Annotated in this window: 22 protein-coding genes; 8 read left to right on the top strand and 14 right to left on the bottom strand. The window is 71.6% G+C overall.

Annotated elements, in window-relative coordinates:
• Positions 1–21: 21 nt before the first annotated feature.
• The 3 genes from QI633_RS00445 to QI633_RS00435 all read right to left on the bottom strand — a co-directional run bounded on the left by QI633_RS00445 (position 22) and on the right by QI633_RS00435 (position 4,785).
• On the bottom strand, positions 22–1,230 hold the full coding sequence (locus QI633_RS00445) for an LCP family protein (protein ID WP_282427758.1): 1,209 nt from the start codon (positions 1,228–1,230) through the stop codon (positions 22–24).
• 124 nt (positions 1,231–1,354) lie between these two features.
• Entirely contained in the window at positions 1,355–3,535 is a 2,181-nt protein-coding gene (locus tag QI633_RS00440; RefSeq protein ID WP_260805670.1) for a 3-hydroxyacyl-CoA dehydrogenase NAD-binding domain-containing protein, read from the bottom strand.
• A gap of 38 nt (positions 3,536–3,573) precedes the next feature.
• On the bottom strand, positions 3,574–4,785 hold the full coding sequence (locus QI633_RS00435) for an acetyl-CoA C-acetyltransferase (protein ID WP_141796452.1): 1,212 nt from the start codon (positions 4,783–4,785) through the stop codon (positions 3,574–3,576).
• Between the two features lie 63 nt (positions 4,786–4,848).
• Between QI633_RS00435 and QI633_RS00430 the strand changes: the two genes are divergently transcribed.
• Complete coding sequence (locus QI633_RS00430) at positions 4,849–5,598, top strand: MerR family transcriptional regulator (protein ID WP_141796453.1); 750 nt, start codon at positions 4,849–4,851, stop codon at positions 5,596–5,598.
• A 117-nt stretch (positions 5,599–5,715) separates the two neighbouring features.
• Here the strand turns inward: QI633_RS00430 and QI633_RS00425 are convergent, their stop codons facing one another.
• The 6 genes from QI633_RS00425 to QI633_RS00400 form a co-directional block, all read right to left on the bottom strand.
• Positions 5,716–7,170 (bottom strand): DEAD/DEAH box helicase, encoded by a 1,455-nt coding sequence (locus tag QI633_RS00425; RefSeq protein WP_282427757.1) that lies wholly within the window; start codon positions 7,168–7,170, stop codon positions 5,716–5,718.
• 371 nt (positions 7,171–7,541) lie between these two features.
• Positions 7,542–8,705: a CaiB/BaiF CoA-transferase family protein gene (locus tag QI633_RS00420; protein WP_282427756.1), complete on the bottom strand. Its 1,164-nt coding sequence runs from the start codon at positions 8,703–8,705 to the stop codon at positions 7,542–7,544.
• A 48-nt stretch (positions 8,706–8,753) separates the two neighbouring features.
• Positions 8,754–9,995, bottom strand: coding sequence for a M15 family metallopeptidase (locus QI633_RS00415; RefSeq protein WP_260805673.1), 1,242 nt, complete (start codon positions 9,993–9,995; stop codon positions 8,754–8,756).
• 62 nt (positions 9,996–10,057) lie between these two features.
• On the bottom strand, positions 10,058–10,681 hold the full coding sequence (locus tag QI633_RS00410) for a TetR family transcriptional regulator (protein WP_141796457.1): 624 nt from the start codon (positions 10,679–10,681) through the stop codon (positions 10,058–10,060).
• Between the two features lie 10 nt (positions 10,682–10,691).
• Entirely contained in the window at positions 10,692–10,886 is a 195-nt protein-coding gene (locus QI633_RS00405; RefSeq protein WP_107777861.1) for a ferredoxin, read from the bottom strand.
• A 1-nt stretch (position 10,887) separates the two neighbouring features.
• Positions 10,888–12,393: a fatty acid desaturase gene (locus QI633_RS00400; RefSeq protein ID WP_282427755.1), complete on the bottom strand. Its 1,506-nt coding sequence runs from the start codon at positions 12,391–12,393 to the stop codon at positions 10,888–10,890.
• Between the two features lie 156 nt (positions 12,394–12,549).
• On the opposite strand from QI633_RS00400, the gene QI633_RS00395 reads away from it, so the two are divergent.
• Both QI633_RS00395 and QI633_RS00390 read left to right on the top strand, forming a co-directional pair.
• A complete protein-coding gene (locus tag QI633_RS00395; protein ID WP_282427754.1) occupies positions 12,550–14,031 on the top strand; it encodes a serine/threonine-protein kinase in 1,482 nt (493 codons plus the stop codon).
• Positions 14,025–14,756: a M15 family metallopeptidase gene (locus tag QI633_RS00390; protein ID WP_282427753.1), complete on the top strand. Its 732-nt coding sequence runs from the start codon at positions 14,025–14,027 to the stop codon at positions 14,754–14,756. Before QI633_RS00395 ends, QI633_RS00390 begins: the two co-directional genes overlap by 7 nt.
• 4 nt (positions 14,757–14,760) lie before the next feature.
• Here QI633_RS00390 and QI633_RS00385 read toward each other — a convergent pair whose 3' ends face one another.
• Together QI633_RS00385 and QI633_RS00380 are read right to left on the bottom strand one after the other, a co-directional pair.
• The gene (locus tag QI633_RS00385) at positions 14,761–16,092 is read right to left on the bottom strand and encodes a cytochrome P450 (RefSeq protein WP_282427752.1); all 1,332 of its coding nucleotides are present in this window, start codon (positions 16,090–16,092) and stop codon (positions 14,761–14,763) included.
• On the bottom strand, positions 16,079–16,387 hold the full coding sequence (locus tag QI633_RS00380; RefSeq protein ID WP_141796461.1) for a hypothetical protein: 309 nt from the start codon (positions 16,385–16,387) through the stop codon (positions 16,079–16,081). Before QI633_RS00380 ends, QI633_RS00385 begins: the two co-directional genes overlap by 14 nt.
• A 175-nt stretch (positions 16,388–16,562) precedes the next feature.
• On the opposite strand from QI633_RS00380, the gene QI633_RS00375 reads away from it, so the two are divergent.
• Both QI633_RS00375 and QI633_RS00370 read left to right on the top strand, forming a co-directional pair.
• On the top strand, positions 16,563–17,810 hold the full coding sequence (locus QI633_RS00375; RefSeq protein WP_282427751.1) for a histidine kinase: 1,248 nt from the start codon (positions 16,563–16,565) through the stop codon (positions 17,808–17,810).
• Positions 17,807–18,484 carry a response regulator transcription factor gene (locus QI633_RS00370; protein WP_141796463.1) on the top strand — a complete coding sequence of 226 codons (678 nt, stop codon included), beginning with the start codon at positions 17,807–17,809 and terminating at the stop codon, positions 18,482–18,484. The genes QI633_RS00375 and QI633_RS00370 overlap by 4 nt, the downstream gene beginning before the upstream one ends.
• Positions 18,485–18,557: 73 nt before the next feature.
• Here the strand turns inward: QI633_RS00370 and QI633_RS00365 are convergent, their stop codons facing one another.
• The 3 genes from QI633_RS00365 to QI633_RS00355 all read right to left on the bottom strand — a co-directional run bounded on the left by QI633_RS00365 (position 18,558) and on the right by QI633_RS00355 (position 21,366).
• The gene (locus QI633_RS00365; protein ID WP_141796464.1) at positions 18,558–20,084 is read right to left on the bottom strand and encodes a flotillin family protein; all 1,527 of its coding nucleotides are present in this window, start codon (positions 20,082–20,084) and stop codon (positions 18,558–18,560) included.
• Between the two features lie 64 nt (positions 20,085–20,148).
• On the bottom strand, positions 20,149–20,646 hold the full coding sequence (locus QI633_RS00360; protein ID WP_282427750.1) for a hypothetical protein: 498 nt from the start codon (positions 20,644–20,646) through the stop codon (positions 20,149–20,151).
• 54 nt (positions 20,647–20,700) lie between these two features.
• Positions 20,701–21,366 (bottom strand): TetR/AcrR family transcriptional regulator, encoded by a 666-nt coding sequence (locus QI633_RS00355; protein ID WP_141796466.1) that lies wholly within the window; start codon positions 21,364–21,366, stop codon positions 20,701–20,703.
• Between the two features lie 45 nt (positions 21,367–21,411).
• Between QI633_RS00355 and QI633_RS00350 the strand changes: the two genes are divergently transcribed.
• Genes QI633_RS00350 through QI633_RS00340 form a run of 3 tightly spaced genes read left to right on the top strand, consistent with a single transcriptional unit; the run spans position 21,412 to position 25,097 of the window.
• Positions 21,412–22,101: an NAD(P)H-binding protein gene (locus tag QI633_RS00350; RefSeq protein WP_141796467.1), complete on the top strand. Its 690-nt coding sequence runs from the start codon at positions 21,412–21,414 to the stop codon at positions 22,099–22,101.
• A gap of 50 nt (positions 22,102–22,151) precedes the next feature.
• A complete protein-coding gene (locus QI633_RS00345; protein WP_282427749.1) occupies positions 22,152–22,739 on the top strand; it encodes a TetR/AcrR family transcriptional regulator in 588 nt (195 codons plus the stop codon).
• A gap of 42 nt (positions 22,740–22,781) precedes the next feature.
• Entirely contained in the window at positions 22,782–25,097 is a 2,316-nt protein-coding gene (locus tag QI633_RS00340) for an MMPL family transporter (RefSeq protein WP_282427748.1), read from the top strand.
• Positions 25,098–25,101 lie beyond the last annotated feature (4 nt).

The raw sequence follows: 25,101 nt of genomic DNA, 5'->3' as shown, positions 1-25,101 counted from the left end.
CCGAGCTGAGCGGTCAGGGCCTCAGCTGCACAGCCCCGCGGCCGCGCGCTCATCGGCCGACAGGCCGCCCGACGGGTCGGGGGTCTCGCCGCCGCTCGGCGACGCCGACGCCGACCCGGACGCCGACTCGGAGGCCGACCCGGACGCCGACTCGGAGGCCGACTCCGACGCCTTGCCCGACGCCGCACCCGAGCCACCGCCCGGCGACTGGCCCGCGTTGATCGACCCGGCGACGAACTCCGGGGTGAGCGGCTGGTCGTCGATCACCAGCTGCCAGAGCCGCTCGACCGAGGGCAGCCACTCGACGCCACCGCTGACCTTGTCGGTGTCGAGGGTCCACGGCGTGGTGATGAACTTGATGTCGTTGGGGTCGATGCCCTTGGCGCTGGCCGCGACCTTGGCCATGGCGGCGACGGACTTGAAGTCGGTCTGCAGCTTGGTGGTCGCGGCGCTGATGAAGCTCGCCAGCTTGTCCGGCCGGGCGACCATGCCGGCCGTGAGCGCCTTGTCGATCATCGCGCCGATCAGCGCCTGCTGGCGGCGGGTCCGGTACGGGTCGATGCCGCCGCTGATGCCGTAGCGGACCCGCGCGTAGGCCAGCGCCTCGGTGCCGTCGACCTCGCGGGTACCGGCCTTGAGGTGGATGTTGCCGGTGGTGTCGTCGATGTCCTGCGGAACGCAGATCTCCACGCCGTCGAGGGCGTTGACCATGTCCTTGAACTGGCCGAAGTCGACGACGACGAACCGGTCGACGGGTACGCCGGTGAGCTGCTCGAGCTGCTGGCGGGTGCAGCCGGGCCCGCCGACCTGGTAGGCCTCGTTCCACTTCTCGTAGCTCGTGGCGGCGGGGATCTCGCTGCCGTCGGAGCGGTAGCACGCCGGCCGCATCACCGCGGTGTCGCGGGGGATGGAGATGCCGTAGGCGAACGTCCGGTCGGCCGAGAGGTGGAACAGGATCGTCGTGTCGGACAGGCCGCCGCCGGCCTCGCTGTCGATCCCGCACCCCTCGCAGCTGCGGGTGTCCGTGCCCATGACGAGGATGTTGAGGGCCTTGGTCTTCTTCTTCGGGCGGTTCTTGCCGACCACCGTCGGGTGCTCGAGGTTGCCGTTCCAGTTCTGGTAGGCCAGCACCACGCCCAGGCCGGTCAGCAGGCCGAGCGCCGTCAGGCTCGCCAGGATCACCCGGAAGACAGTCCGCCCGGGCCGCGCCACCCGTCGCCGGCCACCCATGACGGGAACGGTAGCGGGCCGGTGGGAGTTTCACCGGCCGGCCGGTGAAACTGGCGCTTGGACGAGGAAGCATCCTCGTCCAAGCGCCAGTTTTGTCGTCCCAGTCAGGGACCTGTCCACCGGATCAGGCGGGGAAGCCCTTGCCCGAAGCGGCCAGCTCGCGCAGCCACGGGGTGGCCTGGAACCGGTCGCCGTACTTCGCGGCGAGCTCGTCGGCGCGCGCGAGGAAGGCGCCCAGGCCCACCTCGCCCGTGGCCTTGTTCTCGTAGCCGGTCATGAACTGGGCGGCACCACCGGTGTTCGGCGGGAACCCGATGCCCATGATCGAGCCGATGTTCGCGGCGGCCGCCGAGGTGATGACGCCCTCCTCGAAGGTCTTCGCGGTCTCGAGCGCCTCGGCGAAGAGCATCCGGTCGCGGATGTCCTCGATCGGCGGCTGCTGCTCGGCGAGCGGGAACAGGTCGGCGAGGCCGGCCCAGATCGAGCCGCGCTTGCCGTCCTCGTAGTCGTAGAAGCCCGCGCCGCGCAGGCGACCGGCCCGGCCGGCCTCGAGCATCTTGCCGACCACGGCCTGGCCCGGGTGCACCGGCAGGTCGGGGTTGGCCTCGGCGGTCGCCTTGGCGATCTTGGCCATCAGCTCGAGGTTGAGCTCGTCGGACAGCTGCAGCACCGGGGCCGGGTAGCCGGCCGAGGTGGTAGCCCGCTCGATGGAGTACGGCGCCACGCCCTCGGCGAGCATCGCCATGCCCTCGTTGACCATGTAGCCGATGACACGCGAGGTGTAGAAGCCGCGGCTGTCGTTGACCACGATCGGCGTCTTCTTGATGAACTGGGTCAGGTCGAACGCCTTGGCCAGCGCCGCCTCGTCGGTCTTCTCGCCGGTGATGATCTCGACCAGCGGCATCTTGTCGACCGGCGAGAAGAAGTGCAGGCCGATGAAGTCGGCCGGACGCTCGACACCTTCGGCGAGCGCCGTGATCGGCAGCGTCGAGGTGTTGGAGCACAGCACCGCGTCGGCGTTGACGTGCGGCATGACCTCGGCGAAGACCTTGGCCTTGAGCTCCGGGTCCTCGAACACCGCCTCGATCACCGTGTCGCAGCCGGCGAGGTCCTCGGGCTTGTCGGTGGCCGTGATCCGGTTGAGGATCGCGTCCGCCTTCTCCTGGGTGAGCTTGCCGCGGGAGACCGCCTTCTCGTTCAGCTGGGCGGTGTAGGCCTTGCCCTTCTCCGCGTTCTCGACCGAGACGTCCTTGAGGACGACCTCGGCGCCGTTGCGGGCGTAGACGTAGGCGATGCCGGCGCCCATCATGCCGGCGCCGAGCACGGCGACCTTCTTGGGCACGAACCGCTCGTGGCCCGCCGGACGCTGCGAGCCGGAGTTGATCGCCTGCAGGTCGAAGAAGAACGCCTGGATCATGTTCTTCGAGCCCTGGTTGACGACCAGGTTGGCCAGGTAGCGCGACTCGATCCGCGAGGCGGTGTCGAAGTCGACCTGCGCGCCCTCGACCGCGGCCGAGAGGATCGCGCGCGGCGCCGGGTAGTCGGCACCCTTGAGCTGCTTGCGCAGCAGGGCCGGGAAGGCGGGGAGGAAGCCGGCCAGCGCGGGCGACTTCGGCGTACCGCCGGGCATCTTGTAGCCGGGGGCGTCCCACGGCGACAGGGCGGCCTCGGGGTTGGCCTTCAGCCACGCCTTCGCGGCCGGGACCAGCTCCTCCTGGGTGGCGACGAGCTCGTCGACGACGCCCTTCTTGAGCGCGGTCTCGGGGTTGAACTGGGTGCCCTGGAGCAGCACGTCCATCAGCGCGGTCTGCAGGCCCCACTTGCGCACGGCGCGGGTCACGCCGCCGCCGCCGGGGAGCAGGCCGAGGGTCGCCTCGGGGAGGCCGACCTTGATCTTGGGGTCGTTGACCAGGATCCGGTGCTGGGTGGCGAGGGTGATCTCATAGCCACCGCCGAGGGCGGCGCCGTTGATGGCGGCCACGACCGGCTTCGGGAAGAGCTCGAGGCGACGCAGCGACGCCTTGATGCTCTCGCACTGGGCGAAGACGTCACCCGCGTTGTCCTTGGTGGTCTGGACCATCAGCTTGAGGTCGCCGCCGGCGAAGAAGGTCTTCTTCGCCGAGGTGATGACGACGCCGGTGATGTCGTCCTGCTCGGCGTACAGGCGCTCGACGGCGGCCGCCATCGACTCCCGGTAGAGCTCGTTCATCGTGTTCGCGCTCTGGTTGGGGTCGTCGAGGGTGAGGGTGACGATGCCGTCGGCGTCGCGCTCGTAGCGCACAGAGGTCTGGGTGTCGGTGCTCAATGTCGTTCCTGTTCTGAGTCTCTGGGTCCGGTACGGCGTCAGACGCGCTCGACGATGGTCGCGATGCCCATGCCGCCGCCGACGCAGAGCGTGGCGAGGCCGCGGCGCAGGTCGCGCCGCTCGAGCTCGTCGATCAGGGTGCCGAGGATCATCGCGCCGGTCGCACCGAGCGGGTGGCCCATGGCGATCGCACCACCGTTGACGTTGGTGATGTCGTGGCTGATGCCCATGTCGCGCATGAACCGCATGGCGACGGCGGCGAACGCCTCGTTGATCTCGAACAGGTCGATGTCACCGACCTCGAGGCCGGCCTTGGCCAGCGCCTTGCGGGCGGCCGGGGCCGGGCCGGTCAGCATGATGATCGGGTCCGCACCGGAGACCGCGGTCGCGATGATGCGGGCGCGCGGGGTCAGGCCGAGGTCCTTGCCGACCTGCTCGTTGCCGATCAGGGTGAGCGCGGAGCCGTCGACGATGCCCGAGCTGTTGCCGGCGTGGTGGACGTGGTTGATCTTCTCGATCCAGTGGTACTTCTCGAGCGCCACGTCGTCGAAGCCGGCGTCGGCGCCGAGCTGGGCGAAGGACGGCTTGAGGCCGGCGAGGCCCTCGACGGAGGTGTCGGGGCGGACCGTCTCGTCGCGGTCGAGGACGGTCAGGCCGTTGATGTCCTTGACCGGCACGATCGCGCCGTCGAAGTAGCCGTTGGCCTGGGCCTTGGCGGCCCGGTGGTGCGACTCGGCGGCGTACGCGTCGACGTCCTCGCGGCTCCAGCCCTCGATCGTGGCGATCAGGTCGGCGCCGATGCCCTGGGGCACGAAGCCCGCCTTGAACGCGGTGGCCGGGTCGGACGCCCAGGCGCCACCGTCGGAGCCCATCGGCACGCGGCTCATCGACTCGACGCCACCGGCGATGATCAGGTCCTCGAACCCGCCGCGGACGCGACCGGCGGCCTGGTTGACGGCCTCGAGGCCCGAGGCGCAGAAGCGGTTGAGCTGGACCCCGGCGACGGTGTCCGGCAGGCCGGCCGCGATGGCCGCGGTCTTGGCGATGTCGCCGCCCTGGTCGCCGATCGGCGAGACGACACCGAGCACGACGTCGTCGATGCGGTTGGTGTCGAGGCCGGGGTTGCGCTCCTGCACGGCGTCGATCAGCCCGACGGCGAGGTCGACCGGCTTCACCTCGTGGAGGGAGCCGTTGGCCTTGCCCCGACCGCGCGGCGTGCGGAGGTGGTCGTACACGAATGCTTCTGCCATGACCGTCCTTGTTTCTGTACGGGAGAGGGTGTCTCTGGGATCGATTGTGACACTATTACTGTCATGGTCAAGAGCGAGGGGCCCGCGGACGGTGTGACCCACGACGCATCCGGGAGCGATCCACAGGAGGAGCTGCTCACCCTCGAGGAGCTCACCGCACGGGTCGGGCTGACCGTGCGCACGGTGCGCTTCTACACCTCGCGGGGCCTGGTGCCGCCTCCGATCCGGCGCGGCCGGTCGGGCTACTACTCCGCCGCCCACCTGGCCCGGATCGAGCTCGTGCTGGAGCTGCAGAGCCACGGGTTCACGCTGTCCGCGATCGAGCGGTACGTCGCCGGCATCCCCGAGGACGCCACCCCCGAGGACATCACCCTGGCCCGCACCATGCTCGCCCCCTGGCAGTCCGACCTACCCGTCGAGATGGACCGCGAGCAGCTCGAGAAGAAGGCCGGCCGGCCACTCTCGACCGAGGACGTCGCCACCCTGCAGGCCCTCGGCGTGCTGCGGATCCGCGGGACGTCGTACCTCGTCGCCAGCAACCAGCTCGCCATCGGCATCCGCCTGCTCGAGCTCGGCTTCCCCCGCGAGGTCGCGGTCGCGGCCGCGGCGGTCTACCAGGAGCACGGCGAGCAGATGGCCAAGGAGCTCTACGAGGTCATCAACGACAAGCTCGCCCCGCTGTACGGCGACGCGACCACGTCCGAGCACTTCCGCGAGATCATGGAGCGGCTCAAGCCGCTGTCGGTCGGCGGCCTGGTGTCGGCGTACGAGTCAGCGGTCGCGCGCGCGGCGCGCACCCCACGGCGGCGCTGACCCGGCTCGAACTGGTCTCGGAATTGCGTCGACCCGGCTCGAACTGGTCCCGGAACTGCGTCGACCCGGCAGAAGTTCTGCCGGGTCGACGCGAATCTCAAGCCACTTTCTGCCGGGTCAGCGACGACCGGAGCTGAAGCCGGCGGCGCTGTGGCCGCCACCCGAGCCGGAGCCGGCACCGCGCGAGCGCGACCGGCCGCGGTTGCCGCCCGAGCGCCCGGCCGGCTTCGTTCCGCCCTGCCCGCCCGAGCGCTGGCCCTGGCCGCCGGAGCGCTGGCCCTGGGCAGCCGGCTTCTTCGCCGCGGGCTTCTTGGCGCCGGAGCGACGACGACCGCCGCCGTTGCCCCCGCCGTTGCCGCCCTGCGGGGTGGCCGGGGTGAGGTCGATGCCGCCCGGACGCGACCGCTCGCCCGGCGCGAGGTCCTGGAGCACCGGGTGGTCGGGGCCCTGGATCCGGGTCGTGGTCGGCGTGATGCCGGCGGCCCGGGTCAGCGCCCGGACGTCGCCGCGCTGCTCACTGGTCATCAACGTGATCACGGTGCCCGCGGCGCCGGCGCGCGCCGTACGTCCGGAGCGGTGCAGGTAGGCCTTGTGCTCGGCCGGCGGGTCGGCGTGGACGACGAGCGAGACGTCGTCGACGTGGATGCCGCGGGCCGCGATGTCGGTCGCGACCAGGGTGGTCGCCGTACCGCTGTGGAAGGCCTCCATGTTGCGGGTGCGCGCACCCTGGCTGAGGTTGCCGTGGAGGTCGACGGCCGGGACGCCGTTCTTGTTGAGCTGGCGCGCCAGCGCCTTGGCGCCGTGCTTGGTGCGCGTGAAGACGACGGTGCGGCCGGGCGCGCTGACCAGGTCGAGCAGGACGGGCAGCCGCTGCTCGCGCTCGACGTGGAGCACGTGGTGGTCCATCTTCGTGACCGGCGACTGGGCCGAGTCGGCCTGGTGCACGGCCGGGTCGACGAGGAAGCGCTTGACCAGGACGTCGATCGCGTTGTCGAGCGTCGCGGAGAACAGCATCCGCTGGCCGCCCTTGGGCGTCTGGTCGAGCAGGCGGCGTACGGCGGGCAGGAAGCCCAGGTCGGCCATGTGGTCGGCCTCGTCGAGCACGGTGACCCGCACGTCGGCGAGGCTGCAGTGGCCCTGGCCGATCAGGTCCTCGAGCCGGCCGGGGCAGGCGATGAGGATGTCGACGCCGTCGCGCAGCGCGTTGACCTGCGGGCCCTGGCCCACGCCGCCGAAGACGGTGGTGGTGCGCAGGCCGACGGCCTTCGCGAGCGGCGCGACGGTGGCCGCGATCTGGCTCGCGAGCTCGCGGGTCGGAGCGAGGACGAGGGCCCGGGGGCGCTTCGGCGCCGGACGCCGGCGCTCGCCCTCGGAGACCAGGCGCGCCACGAGCGGGAGGCCGAAGGCGTAGGTCTTGCCGGAGCCGGTGCGACCGCGGCCGAGCACGTCCCGGCCCTTCAGCGAGTCGGGCAGCGTCGCGGCCTGGATCGGCGTGGGGACGGTGATCTCGTCGGCCGCGAGGACGTCGAGCAGGGCAGTGGGCACGCCGAGATCGGCGAAGGTGGTGGTCACGGGTGTTTCTCTCCGGAGAACGCTGCACGCAGGGCGGCGCGATCCCCTCAGGTGGGCGTCTCGCCGTGCTGCCTGTCCGGTGACAGGCGGTGAAGCGGTGCCTCTGGTGAGGGGCGCGGCCACGGGTGGTGCGGTGTGGTACGCCGGGATCCGGGGCAAGACTGGCCGGATCGGTGCCCCCAGCCTAGGGGTCCCCCGCTCGGGGACCCGCATCGCCGCGGGTTGCGGCGCTGTGGGATGTAACACGCTGTCCACGCGACTACCCGCCGGGTGTCAGCAGAAATCGGCCGAATCCGGCGGCGATTCTGCGGAGAACCGACGAGTAGTCGGATGGACAGCGTGTTACCGCGGGGCCGCGGCCACCGACCGGGTCAGCCCTCGATCTGCACCGCGGCACCGCGCTCGATCAGGCCCTCGACGTCCTTGACGCCCCAGGCCTCGAGCGCCTCGCGGGTGTGCGCGCCGGCACCGGGGGCCGGCGGGTGCGACAGCGTCGCCTTCGTGCGGGAGAACCGCGGCGCGGGCTGCGGCTGCACGATGCCCTCGTGCTCGACGAAGATCTCGCGGCCCTTGATGTGCGGGTGGTCCTTGGCCTCGCTCATCCGCAGGATCGGCGCCACGCAGGCGTCGGTGCCGTCGAAGATCGCGCACCACTCCTCGCGGGTCCTGGTCTTGAACGTCGAGGTGATCAGCTCGCGCAGCTCGTCGGTCTTCGCGACGTCCCAGCGGTCCGGCGCGGTGTCCTTGATGCCGAGCAGCTCGACGAACAGGTCGTAGAACTGCGGCTCCAGCGCGCCCACCGACATGTGCTCGCCGTCGGCGGTCTCGTAGATGTCGTAGTACGGCGCGCCGCCGTCGAGCAGGTTGGCGGCTCGCTCCTCCTTGAACCCGCCGCCGGCGAGGAAGGCGGAGGTCATCGCGTTCAGGTTCGCCGTACCGTCGACGATCGCGGCGTCGACGACCTGGCCCTGGCCGGATGCCTTCGCCTCGAAGACCGCGGCGAGGATGCCGATGACGAGGTACGTCGACCCGCCACCGAAGTCGCCGACGAGGTTGGTCGGGAACTGGGGCTTGTCCTTGACCTGACCCAGGCCGTGGAGGGTGCCGGTGATGGCGATGTAGTTCATGTCGTGGCCGGCTGCCTGCGACCACGGGCCGTCCTGACCCCAGCCGGTCATCCGGCCGTAGACCAGGCGCGGGTTGCGGGCGTGGCAGTCCTCGGGCCCGAAGCCGAGTCGCTCGGCGACACCGGGGCGCATGCCCTCGACCAGCACGTCGGCCTGCTCGACCAGGTCGAGCACGGTCGCGACCGCCTCGGGGTCCTTGAGGTTGAGCGCGACGCTGGGCCGACCGCGGTTGAGCAGGTCGTGCGACCCGCCGGTCAGCATCTGCCCACCCGGGCGCTCCACCCGGATCACGTCGGCGCCCAGGTCCGCCAGGATCATGCAGGCGTGCGGGCTCGGCCCGATCCCGGCGATCTCGACGACCTTGAGGCCCTTGAGCGGACCGGTTCCCTGACCCAGCGCGAACGTCATGCGCGCATCATGGCACGGATCGTGACAGTGATGCTGTCAGCATCCGCCTCAGCCCGGGTTGACGATCCGTGCCAGCTCGAAGTGCATCGGGTCCGTGTAGGCCCAGTCGCCGCCCCACGCGAAGCCCCACTTCTTGAAGATCGCCACGACCACGCGGTCCATCTGACCGACGGTGCCGCGCTGGTTGCCCGGCACGTTGAGGTCGAGCGCCAGCCCGAAGGAGTGGTTGGACAGCTGCGTGGAGCCGGCGATGAAGCGCGGGTAGTAGCACCCGGCGTACTCGCCCGGGTGGATCTTGCCGGCCAGCTTGCTGGTGACGATCTCGGCGAGGGCCGCCTTGAGCTGCGGCATCAGGTACTTGTTGCACGTCACCGAGCCGAGGATCGGGACCACCTCGGTCACGATGTGGGCCTTGACCCAGGCCGGGTCGGGCGCGATCCGCCCGCCGCCGATCGGGGTGTAGCGGAAGACGCCGACCGCGTCGCTGAACGCGCCGACCGGGATCGCCTGCTGGTAGGTGCCGGGGTCGATGCCGCTCTGGGCGACGATGTCGAGGGCGCTGATCGAGAACCGGTCCTTGCCGAAGGCGTTCTCGATCTTCTTGCGCACCACCTGCGGGGAGGACAGGCCGGTGTTGATCAGCACCGCGTTCTCCTCGGGCAGCCCGAGCGCCTCCCCCCACTTGGCGTTGACGACCGCGTCGACGCCGTCGACCCCACCGGGGAACAGGGCGCCGATGTGGATCTTCTCCTCGTCGACGGCGAGGTAGCCCGAGCTGTCGGGCACCAGCTCCTGCTCGAGGGCCTTGGGGATCGCGATCTCGCCGCCCGCGATCCGGTCCCACTGCTGCTGGAAGGTCGCCGAGTCGTTCCCCGTGAAACGGCGGTAGTCGCCCGGGTCGACGGCGGCGATGTTGAAGAGCTTGTTCTCCACCGAGAACTGGCCGTAGGACAGCTGGGTGTAGGCCGCGACGCCCTTCTTGCCCCGCACCGTCACGCCGGTGATGGTGGCGAGGTCGTCCTTGGAGAGCGAGTCCTGGGAGACGAGGAGCAGGTCGTCGCCGTACTGCTTGCCGTCGAAGGGACCGGGCGGTGCCACCGCGTGCGCGGGGTCGGCCACAGCGGTCGTCGCGGTGGCGGTGGTGCTGGCCGCGGCCTCGCTCGGGTCGGCCTTCGGGTCCTTCTCCGCACCCTTCTGCGGTGTGCCGCACGCGGTGAGCGCCAGGAGGGCAGCACCGCCCGCGAGCCCGACCGTCAGCCGGCTCGTCAGGGCGCGTCGCACCAACCCCATGGACCTCTTCCCTCCGCCGGGATCTCCCGGCATCTCCCGAGGCGAGGGTAGTACGTGGGCGATCAGCGCAGAACGCGTTCGGCGATCCACGCGATGTCGCCGGCTGTGCGAGTGGGGTCCGCCGAGGGCTGCATGACGTGGCTGAGCACCAGCCGCACGACCATGTCGATGCTGGCGGCGAGGCGTTCCGGCGGCAGGTCGACGTCGTACGCCGCCACCCGGTCGGCGACCACGAGCTTGGCTCCCTCGAGGAGGTACTCCGAGTGGGTGGTCAGCAGCGGGAGCAGCTCGGTGTCGGCGCCATGGGTCGCCGAGACGACGGCGTGCAGGAGCGCGTTGTCCTGGGCGTACTTGAGCACCCGGCGGGCCGAGTCGCGGATCGCCGCCACCAGGTCGTCGGGGTTCTCGTCGAAGGAGCGGGTCACCCCGGCCAGGAAGCGGTCCAGCTCGCGCAGCACCATCGCCTCGGCGAGGTCGTTCTTGGTGCCGATCTCGTTGTAGACCGTCTGCCGGCTGACGCCGACCTCGTCGGCCAGCCGCGCCATCGTCACCTTCGCCCAGCCCGCGCTGGTGGTGAGCTCGACAGCCGCCTCGAGCAGGCGGTCGCGGAGCGTCAGGGTGGCCACCCCCGTGAGGGTAGCCACCCGGTCGACCAGGGCCCGGGTCCGGTCGGCGAGGAGGGACATCGGTGTCCGCTCAGCCTTCGAGGGTCAGGGCGAGCACGGGGCACGCCTGCACGGCGGCGTACACGTGGGCCCGGTCGCTCTCCTCGGGGGAGTCGTCGAGGACGTTGACCTTGTCCTCGTCCTCGTCCACCTCGAAGTAGTCGTTGGCCATCGCCTCGCACATGCCGAGGCCCTCACACCTGTCGAGGTCAGCAACGATCTTCATGTCAGGCCTGCACCTTCTCGGGGTCGAACGGGATGAAGTCGATCTTCTCGCGGACACCGCAGTCCGGGCAGCACCAGTCGTCCGGGATGTCGGCCCAGGCGGTGCCGGCGGCGAAGCCCTCGTGCTCGTCGCCCGCGGCGACCTCGTAGACGTAGGAGCAGCCGGGGCACTTGGCGGCGAGCACCTCGCCGACGAACCTCTGGGCGAACAGGTCCTCGGTCTTGAGCGCGTGCTCGACCGGCGGCGGGAACTTGGCGAGGTACGCCGCCTCCTTGCCCGGAGCGATGTTGGCCAGCGTGACGTCGCCGTCGAGGTGCTCGACCACCCGGTGGTCCATCACCTTGCGCCACAGCGGCGGGATCAGCGCGAGGTTGATCATGCCGGCGTAGCCGGTGGGCAGGGCCGGGGACTCCTTGAAGTCGCGCAGGGCCTGGTAGCGCCGGGTCGGGTTGGCGTGGTGGTCACTGTGGCGCTGCAGGTGGTAGAGGAAGATGTTGGTGACGATGTTGTTGCTGTTCCAGCTGTGCATCGGCAGCACCCGCTCGTAGCGCTGCTTCTCGCCGACCCGCTGCCGCTTGAGGCCGTAGTGCTCGAGGTAGTTGACGACCTCGAGGAGCGAGAAGCCGAACACGACGGTGATCGGGATGTAGACCGCGACGCTCCAGCCGTTGAGCGCGATGACGGCGGCCCAGAGCGCGACTGACATGGCCCATGCGTTGAGCACGTCGTTGCCGGCGTGGAACGGGTGGGTGCCCTTGCGGCGGTAGCGCTTGGCCTCGACCTCCCACGCGCTCTTGAGCGAGCCCCAGACGGTGCGCGGCCAGAAGCGGTACAGGCTCTCGCCGAGCCGGGAGGACGCCGGGTCCTCGGGCGTCGCGACGCGGACGTGGTGGCCGCGGTTGTGCTCGATGTAGAAGTGGCCGTAGAAGGTCGGCGCGAGGGTGATCTTGGCGAGCCAGCGCTCGTGCGACTCCTTCTTGTGGCCGAGCTCGTGGGCCGTGTTGATGCCGATGCCGACGACGCCGGCGATCGACAGCGCCCACAGCGCCTTCTCCCACCACGGCAGCTCGAGGTGGTCGGCCATCAGGTTGGCGCTCAGGTGCGCGTCGCCCCAGTCGCCGAGGCCGACGTGGTTGAGCAGCCAGGCGACCGGGTTGCCCTCGCCGATGATGTAGTAGCCGGCGAAGACCAGCGCGAACATCATCGGCACGTAGGCGAAGACGACCCAGCGGTAGTAGCGGTCGTTCTCGAGCTCCTCGATGACCTCGTCCGGCGGGTTGCTCTGGTCGGTGCCCATCGCGAGGTCGAGCAGCGGGATCAGGAAGTTGACCAGGAACGGGGCGACCAGGGTGAAGCCCCACCACCCGCCCGTCGCGATGTAGGCCAGGGCGAAGAGCACGCCGAAGCCGGGGACCATCAGGCCCCACAGCCACAGGTAGCGCTTCTTGTCGCGCCACTGCTCCGTGGATCCCACGGGAACGGTGGCACCGATGGTCGGTCCGGTCATCGTCTGGCCTCCTCGCACTCCGGCAGCACTGCCGTTTGACAGAACCGTATGACTTGTAAAGTGCTTTGACAAGAGGGGTACAGATGTAAAGTGTCCGCCGTCACACGACACAGGCGCAAGAATGGGGGCCGGACCAGCGGGCAGGAGGGGGTCGTGATGACGGGCTACCCGCGCGAGGGCGAGACCTTCGGCGACTACCAGGTCGACGGCGTCCTCGGCCGGGGCGGCATGGGCGTGGTGTACGCCGCCACGCACACCCGGATCGGCCGCCGGGTCGCGCTCAAGGTGATCGCGCCGGAGCTCGCGGGCAACGAGGAGTACCGCACCCGCTTCCTCCACGAGACCGCGACCCTGGTCCGCCTCGACAGCCCCCACATCATCCAGGTCCTCGACCACGGCGAGGTCGACGGCTCGCTGTTCATCGCGACCCAGCTGGTCGCCGGCGCCGACCTCGCCCAGCGGCTCGAGGGCGGGCCGCTGCCGGTCGGCACCGCGCTCGCGCTCGCCGTACAGATCACCTCCGGGGTGGCCGACGCCCACCGCGCGGGCGTCCTGCACCGCGACATCAAGCCCAGCAACGTGCTGGTCACCGGCAGCGCGGACGCGCCCTTCGCCTACCTGTGCGACTTCGGGATCGCCCGCGACACCGAGCCCGACCAGGGCCTGACCGCGACCGGCGCGGTGATCGGCACCTTCCCCTACCTCGCCCCCGAGCGGTTCGGCGGCGCCCCGGCGACCCGGACCACCGACGTCTACGCGCTCGGCTGCCTGCTCTGGACGATGCTGACCGGCACGACGCCGTACGTCGGCACCCAGTTCGTGCTCGCCCGCGAGCACCTCGAGGCGCCCGTGCGCCAGCTCGCCGCCGACGCGCCGTGGGTCGAGGACCTCAACGGGGTGCTGCTGCAGGCGATGGCCAAGGACCCGGCCGAGCGGTTCGCCTCGGTCGACGCGATGCGGGTGGCGTTGGACCACGTGCTGGCCGCGGTGCCGATGGACGTACGACGGCTCGCGGTCCGGCCGGCCGGGGAGGCCGTGCCGCCACCACCGCCACCGCCGTCGTTCCCGACGCCCACGCCTCCACTGACGGGGCCGGTCGACACGCCGCCGCCGGCCGCACCGTCCGGGCGGTCCGGGCGGTCCGGGCGGTCCGCTCGGGCCGGGTGGATCACCCTGGCCGCGGGTCTGGTGGCGCTGGTCGTGATCGGCGTCGCGGCGGCAGTGCTCCGGCCGTGGGCGGGAGACGACGACCCGCGGGCGGCCACGCCCAGAACCCCCTCCTCGACGGCCACCACGGCCGACACCGGCGAGGTGGGTGGGGTGTCGACGACCCGGTCCGACCCGACCCCGCCCGAGGAGCCGGCCGCGGTCGAGGTGCGGGTGCACGACACGTGCGGCGACGGCAGCTGCTACCTCCAGGTCCGCACCGGCCCGTCGACCGACGATGCCGAGGCCCGGGACGCCCAGGGCCACAGCGAGCGCTGGGACGACCAGAGCGTGCACGAGGTCGTGTGCTGGGAGCACGGCGAGAAAGTGTCCTCCCAGAGCCTGGGGCGAAGCTCGGACCGCTGGGCCCGGACCACCGACGGCGACTGGGTGGCACTGCTCCACCTCGACGGCACGGTCCCCGCGTGCTGAGGAGCCGGGCCCTCACCCTCACGGCCCTCGCGGCCCTCGCGACGGCGGGGTGCACGGCGGACCCGGTCGCCACGACGCCCGCGCCGGCGCCGGAGGATGCGCCGGTCACGACGGCGAGCCCGACGCCGACCCCGGACCCGGCGCCGGCCGGCTTCACGTCGAGCAGCCGCCGGCTCACCGACGCCGAGCAGGCGGCGATGCGCGGGGTCACCTGGCACCCCGGCTGCCCGGTCCCCCTCACCGACCTGCGGGTGGTCCGGCTGGCGTTCCACGACTTCGCCGGGCGGCGGCGTACCGGACGGCTCGTGGTGCACCGCGACACCGTCGCTGACCTACGACAGGTGTTCGAGCAGCTGTGGGACCTCGGCTTCCCGATCCGGCGGATGCGCCCGATCGAGGCGTACGGCGGCGACGACTTCGCCTCCATCGAGGCCGACAACACCTCGGCCTTCAACTGCCGGGCGAAGACCGGGTCGAGCGCGACCTGGTCGCACCACGCCTACGGCCGGGCGATCGACGTGAACCCGCTGGAGAACCCGTACGTGCTGCACGGGCGCACCACCCACGACGGCTCGGTGCCCTTTCTCGACCGCTCGGCCGCGCGTCCCGGCGTGCTGCGCGAGGGTGACCCCGTCGTCGCGTCGTTCGACGCGATCGGCTGGTACTGGGGAGGGCGGTGGCACGACCCGGTCGACCACCAGCACTTCTCGGCGATGCCGGACTGACCTCCTAGGACGGCACCCGCGCCGTGGTCCGCACCGGCAGGCGCTCGAACCCGCGCAGCACCCGGGTGCCGCGGCGCTCGGGGCGCCCCGCGACGTGCAGGTCGGGGTGGCGTTCGTACAGGGCGCGCAGCGCGACCGCCGTCTCCAACCGGGCCAGGCTCGCGCCGAGGCAGAAGTGCACGCCGGCCGAGAAGGCGAGGTGCTGGTCGGCGTTGGCGCGCGTGACGTCGAAGGCGCCGGGGTCGCTGAACACGGCGGGGTCGCGGTTGGCACCGCCGAGGTAGAGCAGGATCCCGTGTCCCGGCTCGAAGACCTTGCCCGCGACCTCCGTGCGCTGCAACGCGATCCGCAGGGTCAGCTGCACCGGCGACTGGTGGCGGAGCACCTCGTCGACCGCGTTGCCCCAGCCGTCGGGGTTCTCCTGCAGCCAGCGCAGCTGCTCGGGATGCCCGTCGAGCATGGCGACCGCGCTGCCGATCAGGTTGACGGTGGTCTCGAAACCGGCGGCGAGCACGAGCAGGCCGACCTGGTGCAGCTCGACGGTGTCGAGGCGGTCCGGGCCCTCGAGCCGGATCAGCTGGCTGATCAGGTCGTCGCCGGGGCTGGCCCGGAGACGCTCGACGTGGCCGCGGAACCAGGTGTGCATCTCGCGCAGCGCCACCTCCGCACGGCGGAACTGGCGCCAGGACAGGCCGGGGTCGAGGGTCACTGCGGCCTCGTTGCCGAGCACGAGGAGCCGGTCGCGGTCGTTCTCCGGAACGCCCAGGAGGTCGGCGATCACGGTGACCGGCAGCTGGGAGGCGTAGCGCTCGATGAGGTCGAAGTCCTCGACCCCGGCCAGGTCGTCGAGCAGGTCGCCGGCGACGTCGCTCACCCGGTCGCCCATCCGGCCGACCTTGCGGGCGGTGAAGGCGCGGGCGACCTGCTTGCGATAGCGGGTGTGGAGAGGCGGGTCGACCGCCAGCATCGACGGCGGGTCGACGGGACCGAGGGTGTCGGGGTCGATCACCTTGTGGTGCAGCCACTGCAACGGCTTGGGCAGCTCGCCCTGGCCGCCGGCGGTGCCGAACGCGTCGCTGCGCAGCACCTCGTTGCACACCGCGTGGTCGACGCTGGCCGAGATCAGGTCGTTGGCGCTGATCACGCCACGGCCGCGGAGCTCCTCGTACGCCGGGAACGGGTCCACCCGCAGGGCCGGGTCCATCACCATCCGGCTGATCAGGTCACCCTTGCGGGCACCACGCTGGATGAGGGAGCGCTGCAGCCCGTGGGCCAATGCCCACGCGGTGAAGGACCGCGGGAGGTCGACCGCACGGGCGAGATCAGGCGACCGCATGCGTCGTACCCAACTCTTCGCCGGTCCCGTTGTCCAGCACGGCGAGGACGCCGCGGGCGCGCTCGGCAAGGACCCGGCGCTGCTCCTCGAGGACCCGCTCGGGCAGGTGCGTGTCGAGCTGGGTGCTGACCGCGAGCCGCCAGCGGTAGCGCAGTGCGGCCCGCAGGCCGTCACGGTCGCCGAAGATCAGCGCGAGCTCGTCGTTCCAGGGCAGCTCGGGCCGCTCGGCGGACCACAGGTCCTGCTCGATCGCGCGCAGTGCCTGCCAGCGACGGTGCGTCTCGGTCCAGGTCATCGTCCTCACCGACCTCTCTGTCGGGTGGATGTCTTCGGGGGATGCATCGAAGGTAGGCGCGCAGCGGCGGCCGGACATCGGACGACGGCAGGCACCTGGACTCCTACCAGGGGAGGAGCCGAGCAGCCTCCCGCGGCGGGATGACCGCGGTCGCCGTGCTCCCTAGGCTGTCGTCATGCTGCGCTGGTTGCGCGCCGGGATCGAGTCGAACCTCGAACGGCACCAGATCCTCTACCCCTGGTGGGTGCCGCTGGCCTCCCACCTGGGGCAGCTGGTCTCGGTGGTCGTCGCCCTGGCGCTGCGCGACGCGCTCTGGCCGCTCGACCCACTGCTGGTCTGCGTGCCTCTCGTGATGATCTCGCCGCTGCTCCAGTTCACCACCCACCGCTGGCTGCCGTGGTGGGCGGACAGCGCCGGCAGCGTGCTCGCCGCCGCGCTGCTGCTGTCGCGGCCGCCCGACGGCGTGCTCGACCTGGCCCCCGTGCTGCTCGGCCTCGCGACGGCGGAGATCACCGCCCGCGACGGCCTGCGCGAGGGCCTCTCGGTCGCCGCGATCGGCCAGGTCGTGCTCATCGGCGCGGCGATCCGGCCGGGTTTGGTCGGTGCCCCGCTCTACACCTTCGAGCTGCTGCTGGGCTTCGTGATCGGAGCGATGCTGCTGTGGCAGATGCGCGCCCTGATCGCCGAGCGGAGGGCCCGGGAGCAGGCGTGGGAGCGGGCGACGACGGCCGAGCGCGAGCGGATCGCGCGCGAGATCCACGACCTCGTCGCGCACTCCCTGAGCATCTCGCTGCTCCAGGTCACCGGTGCCCGCCGTGCGCTCCGCGACGTCGGCGAGGCCGCCAGCGCCGCGGAGACCGCCGAGGCCGTCGCCGAGGTGGATGCCGCGCTCGCCGACGCCGAGCAGGTCGGCCGGCGCGCGATGGCCGACATCCGCCGTGCGGTGAGCGCGATGGCCGACGGCACCTCCGAGCGCCACGCCCTGCCCGGCGCGGCCGACATCGCCGCCCTGGTGCGGGAGATGGCCGACGCCGGCCTCGCGGTGGAGTACGACGAGCAGGGCGACCCCGACTCCCTGCCGGCCGCCGCCGGGCTGGGCCTGTACCGGATCGCCCAGGAGTCACTGGCCAACGTGGTCAAGCACGCCGGCGGCGACGCCCCGGTCCGGATGCGGCTCGCGGTGACCGGTTCCCGCGCGCGCCTGGAGATCTCGAACCCCCTGCCTGCCGGCCGGCCGCGGCCCGACGGGCTCGGCTCCGGCCTGGCCGGGATGCAGGCCCGCGCGGCCCAGCTCGGTGCCCGGCTCGTCGCCGGGCCGGCGGGTGGGGACTGGGTGGTCGACGTACGGCTGGGGGCGGCGCGGACCGGACCCGGCTTCGAGCTGCCCTGCGGGCGAACCCTCGGAAAGATGGAGACAGCGTGAGCGACCTCGTGGTGAAGGTCGTCCTCGTCGACGACCAGGAGCTGGTGCGCTCCGGCCTGCGCCGGATCCTGCGCCGGCGCGACGGCTTCGAGATCGTCGCCGAGTGCGCCGACGGCGGCGAGGTGCCGGCCACCCTGGCCCGGCTGGGCGAGTCCGGTGTCGACGTCGTCGTGATGGACCTGCGGATGCGCACCGTCGACGGGATCACCGCGACCCGCGCCGTGGTCGAGGCCGGCGGCCCGCCGGTGCTGGTGCTGACGACCTTCGACGACGACGAGATGCTGTCCGGCGCGCTGCGCGCCGGTGCGGCAGGCTTCCTGCTCAAGGACTCCTCCGCCGACGACCTGATCCGCGCGGTCCGCACGGTCGCCGAGGGAGGCAGCTGGCTGGACCCGGCCGTCACCGGGCGGGTGCTCGACCGGTTCCGGACCTTCGCTCCCGCCCCGGTCGCCCGCGCCGCCGACGGCGTGGACCCGCTGACCGCCCGCGAGCTCGAGGTGCTCCGCGCGATGGCGGTCGGCCGCAGCAACGGCGAGATCGCGGCCGAGCTGGTCATCTCCGAGCTGACCGTGAAGAGCCACGTCGGGCGGATCTTCACCAAGCTCGGGCTGCGCGACCGTCCGGCCGCGATCGTCTATGCCTACGACCACGGGCTGGTCCGGCCCGGCTCCTGAGCGACGTCGCAACTACCGGATTCGTCGCAGTGCGCGACGCTGAGCGACGAATCCGGTAGTTGCCTCGCCCAGGTCAGGCGGAGGGAGTGCCGTCCAGCTCACCGGGGACGACGTCGTCGCCGCCGCCGGCAGCCTTGCCGACCGACTTCTTGATCAGGGCGTCGAGGTCGAGGCCGGTCGAGGTCTTCAGCATCTGCAGGGTCTGCGCGACGTTGTCGGTGACCTGCTTGGGCAGCGCGCCCGCACCGTCGGTCGACAGGACCGTGAGCTGGTCGATCGCGGCGATCGGGGAGGCGACCTCCTTGGCGATCTGCGGGAGCACCTCGATGAGCATCTGCAGCACCGCGGCGTCGTTGTAGTGCGCGAACGCCTCGGCGCGCTTGTCCATCGCCTCCGCCTCGGCCTGGCCGACGGCCAGGGTCGCGGCGGCCTGCGCCTCACCCTCGGCCCGGGTGGCCTCGGCCTCCGCCACTCGGCGGGCCTTCTCGGCCTCACCGCGCTTGGCACCCTCGATGGCCTCGGCCTCGGCGAGCGCCGCACGCCGGCCCTTCTCGGCCTCACCGCTGAGCTTGGTCTCCTCGGCCTTGGCCTGGGCGGCCGCGATGGTGGCGGCCTTGCGGGCGTCGGCCGCCGCGATCTCGGCGTTGCGACGACCCTCGGCCTCCTGCTCGACGCGGTACCGCTCGGCGTCGGCCGGCTTGCGGACCTGGGTCTCGAGCTGACGCTCGGTCAGCGCGGCCTGCTGGACGGCGACCTTCTCCTGCTCGGACAAGATCGCCTGGTCGCGCTCGGCCTGGGCGAGCGGGCCGGACGCGGCGGCCTGCGCGGACGCGGCGTCGGTCTCGGCCTTGATCTCGGCCTGCTTGAGCGCGAGCGTGCGCTGGGCGATCGCGATCTCCTGCTCGGCGGCGATCTGCGCCTGCTCGGCGGCCTGGCGCGCGTTGGCCTCGGCGATCGCCGCGGCCTGCTGGATCCGGGCGGCCTCGGGGCGACCGAGGTCGGCGAGGTAGGTGCCGTCGTCGGTGACGTCCTGGATCTGGAAGGCGTCGAGGATCAGGCCCTGGCCGGTGAGCGAGGACTCCGACTCGTCGGCGACGCGCTGGGCGAACGCCGCGCGGTCGCGGATGATCTGCTCGACGGTCAAGCCGCCGACGATGGAGCGCAGCGCACCGGCGAGCACCTCCTGGGTGAACGGCTCGATGTCGGCCTGCTGCGAGAGGAAGCGCTGCGCGGCGAGCCGGATCTGGTCGGCGTTGCCGCCGACCTTCACGATCGCGACGCCGTCGAGGTTGAGCTTGATGCCCTGGCCGGACACGGCGCCGCGGATCTGCACCGAGATCCGGCGGCTCGACAGGTCCATGGTGGCCTGCTTCTGCACGAACGGGATGACGAAGACGCCGCCACCGAGCACGACCTTCTGGCCGGACAGGTCGGTGGTGAGCTCACCGGTCTCCGGGTTGATCACCGCCTTGCCCTTGCGGCCGGTGATGATGAAGGCCTGGTTGGGGCCGGCCACCTTGTAGCGGCTGGTGACCAGCAGCACCAGGAGGACAAGCAGGACGACGATGCCGGCGATCGGCACCAGGACGGCGGTGTTCATCGCATTCCGTTCTTTCCGAGGGGTGTGAGGAGAGGAAGCCTGGAGGGGAGGGGTCGGCGTCCGGTCAGGACTGCCACACCTCGGTCACGCTGACCGCGGTGGGCGAGAGAACGCCGGTCACGTTGACCTCGGCGCCCGCCTCGATGGGGCGGTGGGCGCTGGCGTTGAGGCGCATCGGGTGGCCTCCGACGACGACCCGCACCACGCCGTACCCGTCGCCCGGGATGTCGGTGACGACCTTCGCGACCAGGCCGACGCTGTCGCCGATCGAGACCGTGCCGTCGCTGGGACTGTCCTTGAGCAGCCGGGTCAGCCACCACGCGAACCAGCCGACGACCAGGCCGCAGCCGCCGCCGATGGCGAGCGAGGCCGCGACCGGGAGGCCGGCGCCATCACTCGCCGCGCCGCCGAAGCCGAAGGCGGACACGAAGCCACCGATGACGGCCGAGGAGATCCAGTCGGCCTCGAGGGCGTTGAACGCGCCGTCGAGCAGGTCGCCGACCACCAGGGACAGCGCGAGCAGGACGAGCCCGGCGATGCCGAGGACGAGGAAGACGGTCAACGAGTGCTCCGGGGAAGGGGGACGGGCTCTGGATCGTATCCGCGAGAACCCCCGTCAAACCGGCGAACCAGCGCCTTCGACCAGCCGCTCGAGGCCGTCGAGGATGAGGTCGAGCCCGAAGCCGAACTCGGTGCGGTGGTCGTAGCCCGGTTGCAGCGCGTGGCTGAGGATCAGCTCGGTCAGGTGCGGGTAGTCGCCCTCGGGCATCGTCGCCATCATCCCCTCCGCGATGTCCTCCACGTCGGCCGGTGAGTCGAACGGCAGGTTGACCTCGGTCAGGACGAAGCCGAAGACGTAGGCGTCGATGACCGAGAACGCGTGCGCCGCGTCGGCGACCGAGAAGCCGCCGCCGCGCAGGCTGCCGAGGACGGCGTCGTGGTGGCGCAGCAGGGCCGGGCCGGGCGCCGTACGTGACTCGATGAGGCCGACCGCCCACGGGTGCGCGGCGAGGCGGTCGCGGGCGGACGCGGCGCGTCGGTACATCGCCGTACGCCAGGGCTCGGCGGGCTCCGGCAGGTCGATGCCCGTGAAGACCCACTCGACGAGGGCGTCGAGCAGCGCCTCCTTGCCCTGGACGTGGTGGTAGAGCGACATCGCCTCGACGCCGAGCGCCTTGCCGACGTTGCGCATGCTCACGGCTGCCAGCCCGCTGCGGTCGGCGACCTCGACCGCCGCGACGACGATCCGTTCGGGCGAGAGCGGGGTCCGGGGGCGGGGCACGCGCGGCACTTTACACCCGTAAGGTCGGCTGCTACCTTCCCTTACATGCGTAAGGTCTGCATCATCGGTGGCTCCGGCAAGCTCGGTCGGTACCTGATCGGGCACTGCCTCGAGCGCGGGTACGACGTCACGGCGGTCTGCCGCCCCGAGAGCGTCGGCAAGCTGGCCGACCTCTCCGACCGGATCACCGTGGTGCCCGGCCGCACCGACGACCGCGAGGTCGTGGCCCGCGCGGTCGCCGGGTGCGACGGCGTCCTCGTGGTGCTCGTGCCGTTCGGCGTGCACGACTACTCCTCCGGCACCGCGCAGGCGGTGCTCGACCACGCCGAGCCCGGCGCCCGCCTGGTCTTCTCGTGCGGGTGGCACATCACCCGCGACGGTCGCGACCGCTACAGCCGGCGGTTCCGCCTGATGGTGCGCGCCCTCACCGTCGTGGCCCGCGCGGTCCGGTTCGCCGACATCGACGACCAGGTCCGCGCGTGCGAGCGGATCTTCGCCAGCGACACCGCATGGACGGTGGTGCGCGGCAGCGACCTGGAGGAGGGGCCCTCGGAGGGACTGCCGGTCTGGGCCCGCCACGTCGGCGACCCGGTGCTGGCGAGCAACCTGACCCGGCGTACCGACTTCGCGCTGTTCATGGTCGCCGCCCTCACCGACGACGGGCTGGTGCGCGAGGCGCCGGCGATCGTCGGGCGCGGTACGCCGTCCGCCCGGGCCCACGCGGGAGCGGCGTGACGGCCGTCACGAAGTTGCACTGAGTCCCACCAAAGTGCAAAGATGCACTCATGGTCGATCTGTGCAACAGGCGTGAGGCGAAGCGGTACCAGACCGCGCTGCGCCTCCAGCAGTGCGCCGTCCGACTGACCCTCGACAACGGGTTCGACGGCTGGACCATCGACGACCTGGCGGCCGCGGCCGACGTGTCCCGGCGGACGGTCTTCAACTACTTCGACGGCAAGGCCGAGGTCGTCCTCGGTCCCGAGCCGGACGTCGACGAGGAGCTCGTCGCGACCTTCGTCGGGGGCGGCCCGACCGGCCGGCTGCTCGACGACCTGATCGTGCTGGCCCACGAGGCGACCCGCGAGCGGGCCGACTCCGACCAGCACCTGGCCGCGGTCCGCGACGCCGTGATGAACGACCCGCGGCTGATCCAGCTCGTGCACCAGCGGTTCGAGTCCGCTGCGGCCCTGCTGGGTGACTGCATCCGCCAGCGCGAGGGGGCCGACTTCCCGAGCGAGAAGGTGCGCGTGTTCCTGCGCCTGCTCATCACCTTCTTCGACGACGCCCTCGAGCGGACCGCCGCCGACCGCAGCCTCACCTTCGCCCAGCACTTCGACAACTCCGTCGCCGACGCCCGCGCGGCGCTCGGCTGAGCACCTTCCCCAGCACGCCCAACCAGGCCCACAGGAGACCCCATGGCCCGCCTGCTCTACCGTCTCGGCTCGACCGCCTACCGGCGGTGGCCGTTCTTCATCGCCGGATGGCTGCTCGTCGCCGTCGTCCTCGGCAGCCTCGCCGCTGCCTTCTCCAAGCCGATGACCGACGCCTTCTCCATCCCGGGGATCCCCTCGGAGAAGGCCGCCGACATCCAGCAGGAGCTGTTCCCCGAGTCCGGCGACGCCTTCGACGACGCGTCGGTCAACCTCGTCGTCGCCGCACCGAAGGGCCACACCCTGGCCGAGCCGGCGTACCAGGCGGCGATCCAGCAGCTGATCGACGGCGTACCGACGCTGCCGCAGACCGGCGAGGAGAACCCCGGCCTGGTCGCGCCCGCCGCGGCCGGCGAGGGGATGCCGGCCGCGTTCTCCACCCTGTCGGAGGACGCCCGGATCGGCACCATGTCCTTCGAGTGGGACGTCGACTCGCCGTCCGACCTGAAGACCACCACCATCGACGACCTCGAGGACCTGCTCGCCGACACCACGGCGGAGACCGGCCTGGTCGCCGAGGCCAACGGCCCCGGCATGGCCGTGATGGAGCCGCCGGGCGGCTCGTCGGAGCTGATCGGTCTCGGCATCGCCCTGGTCGTGCTGGTCCTCACCTTCGGCTCGCTGATGGCCGCCGGCATGCCGCTGCTCAACGCGGTCTTCGGCGTCGGCCTCGGCATGACCGGCATCACCGCCATGACCGCGCTGATGGACATCGGCTCCAGCACCCCGATGCTGGCCACGATGATCGGCCTCGCGGTCGGCATCGACTACACGCTGTTCATCCTCGCCCGCTACCGCACCGAGCTGCACCACACGAAGGACCGCGCCCACGCGGCCGGGATCGCCGTCGGTACGGCGGGCAGCGCGGTCGTCTTCGCCGGCCTCACGGTCCTCATCGCGCTGTCGGCACTGGCCGTCGTACGCATCCCGTTCCTGACCGCCATGGGCCTGGCCGCGGCCGCGACCGTGTTCGTGGCGGTGCTGGTCGCGCTGACCCTGCTGCCCGCGCTGCTGGGCCTGACCAAGTCGAAGTCCTTCGCCGGGCAGGTGCGCAAGTACGCCCCGAAGCGCGACGAGCACGGCCGGGTCCACAACAACGGCGTGCGGTGGGCGCAGATGCTCGCGAAGGCGCCCGTCGCCTGGGTGCTCGGCGTCGTCGTCCTGCTCGGTGCGCTGGCCGCGCCGATCTCGCAGATGTACCTCGCCTTCCCCACCGACAGCACCTCGCCCACCGACACCACGCAGCGCAAGGCATCGGACCTGATGACCGAGGCGTTCGGCCCCGGCCGCGAGGGCCCGCTGCTCGTCGTGGTCGACGGCCGCAAGATCGCCGACGACGACCAGCGCCAGGCCGCCTTCGACCGGGTGGTCGCGTGGGCCGCTGGTCAGGACGACGTCAAGAGCGCGGACCTGGTCGCCACCAACGCCGAGCGCGACGCGTCCGGTGCGCCGGTCGGGACCGGCACCGGCGCGATGATCCAGGTCGTCCCGTCGTCCGGACCGGACGAGCCCGAGACGCTCGACCTGCTGCAGGCGCTGCGCGACGGGCAGGGCGGGATCGAGGACCAGACCGACACCGTCGTCGGCGTCACCGGCCTCACCGCGATCACCACCGACGTGTCGGACCGGCTCAACAGCGCGCTGCCGATCTACCTCGCCGTCGTCATCGGCCTGGCGTTCGTGCTGCTGGTGCTGGTGTTCCGCTCGATCCTGATCCCGCTGACCGCCACCCTGGGCTTCTTGCTCTCGGTGCTGGCCACGCTGGGCGCGACGGTCGCGATCTTCCAGGAGGGCGCGCTCGGGCTGTTCGAGGGCCAGCCGATCGTGAGCTTCATGCCGATCTTCCTGATCGGCGTGGTGTTCGGCCTCGCGATGGACTACCAGGTCTTCCTGGTCACCCGGATGCGGGAGGCGCACGTCCACGGCCTGCCCACCCACGAGGCCGTCGTCGACGGGTTCCGCAACAGCGCCCGGGTGGTCACCGCCGCCGCGACGATCATGATCGCCGTGTTCTCCGGCTTCATCCTCGAGGACACCGCCGTGGTGAAGTCGATGGGCTTCGCGCTCGCCGTCTCCATCGTGTTCGACGCCTTCGTGGTGCGGATGGTGCTCATCCCCTCGGTGCTCTACCTGCTCGGCGAGAAGGCCTGGTGGCTGCCGAAGTGGCTCGACCGGATCCTGCCGGCCGTCGACGTCGAGGGCGAGTCCCTCGAGCGCGACTCCGCTCCGGTCCACGTCGGCGCCCGGTCTGATGACCTGGACGACGACCTGGACGGCGACAAGCAGCTGGCCGGGGTCTGATCAG

Origin of the sequence: Nocardioides sp. QY071, from assembly GCF_029961765.1 — a bacterium.
GTDB lineage: Bacteria > Actinomycetota > Actinomycetes > Propionibacteriales > Nocardioidaceae > Nocardioides.
Note: the sequence above shows the minus strand (reverse complement) of the source record. Positions and strands in the feature narration are given on the sequence as shown.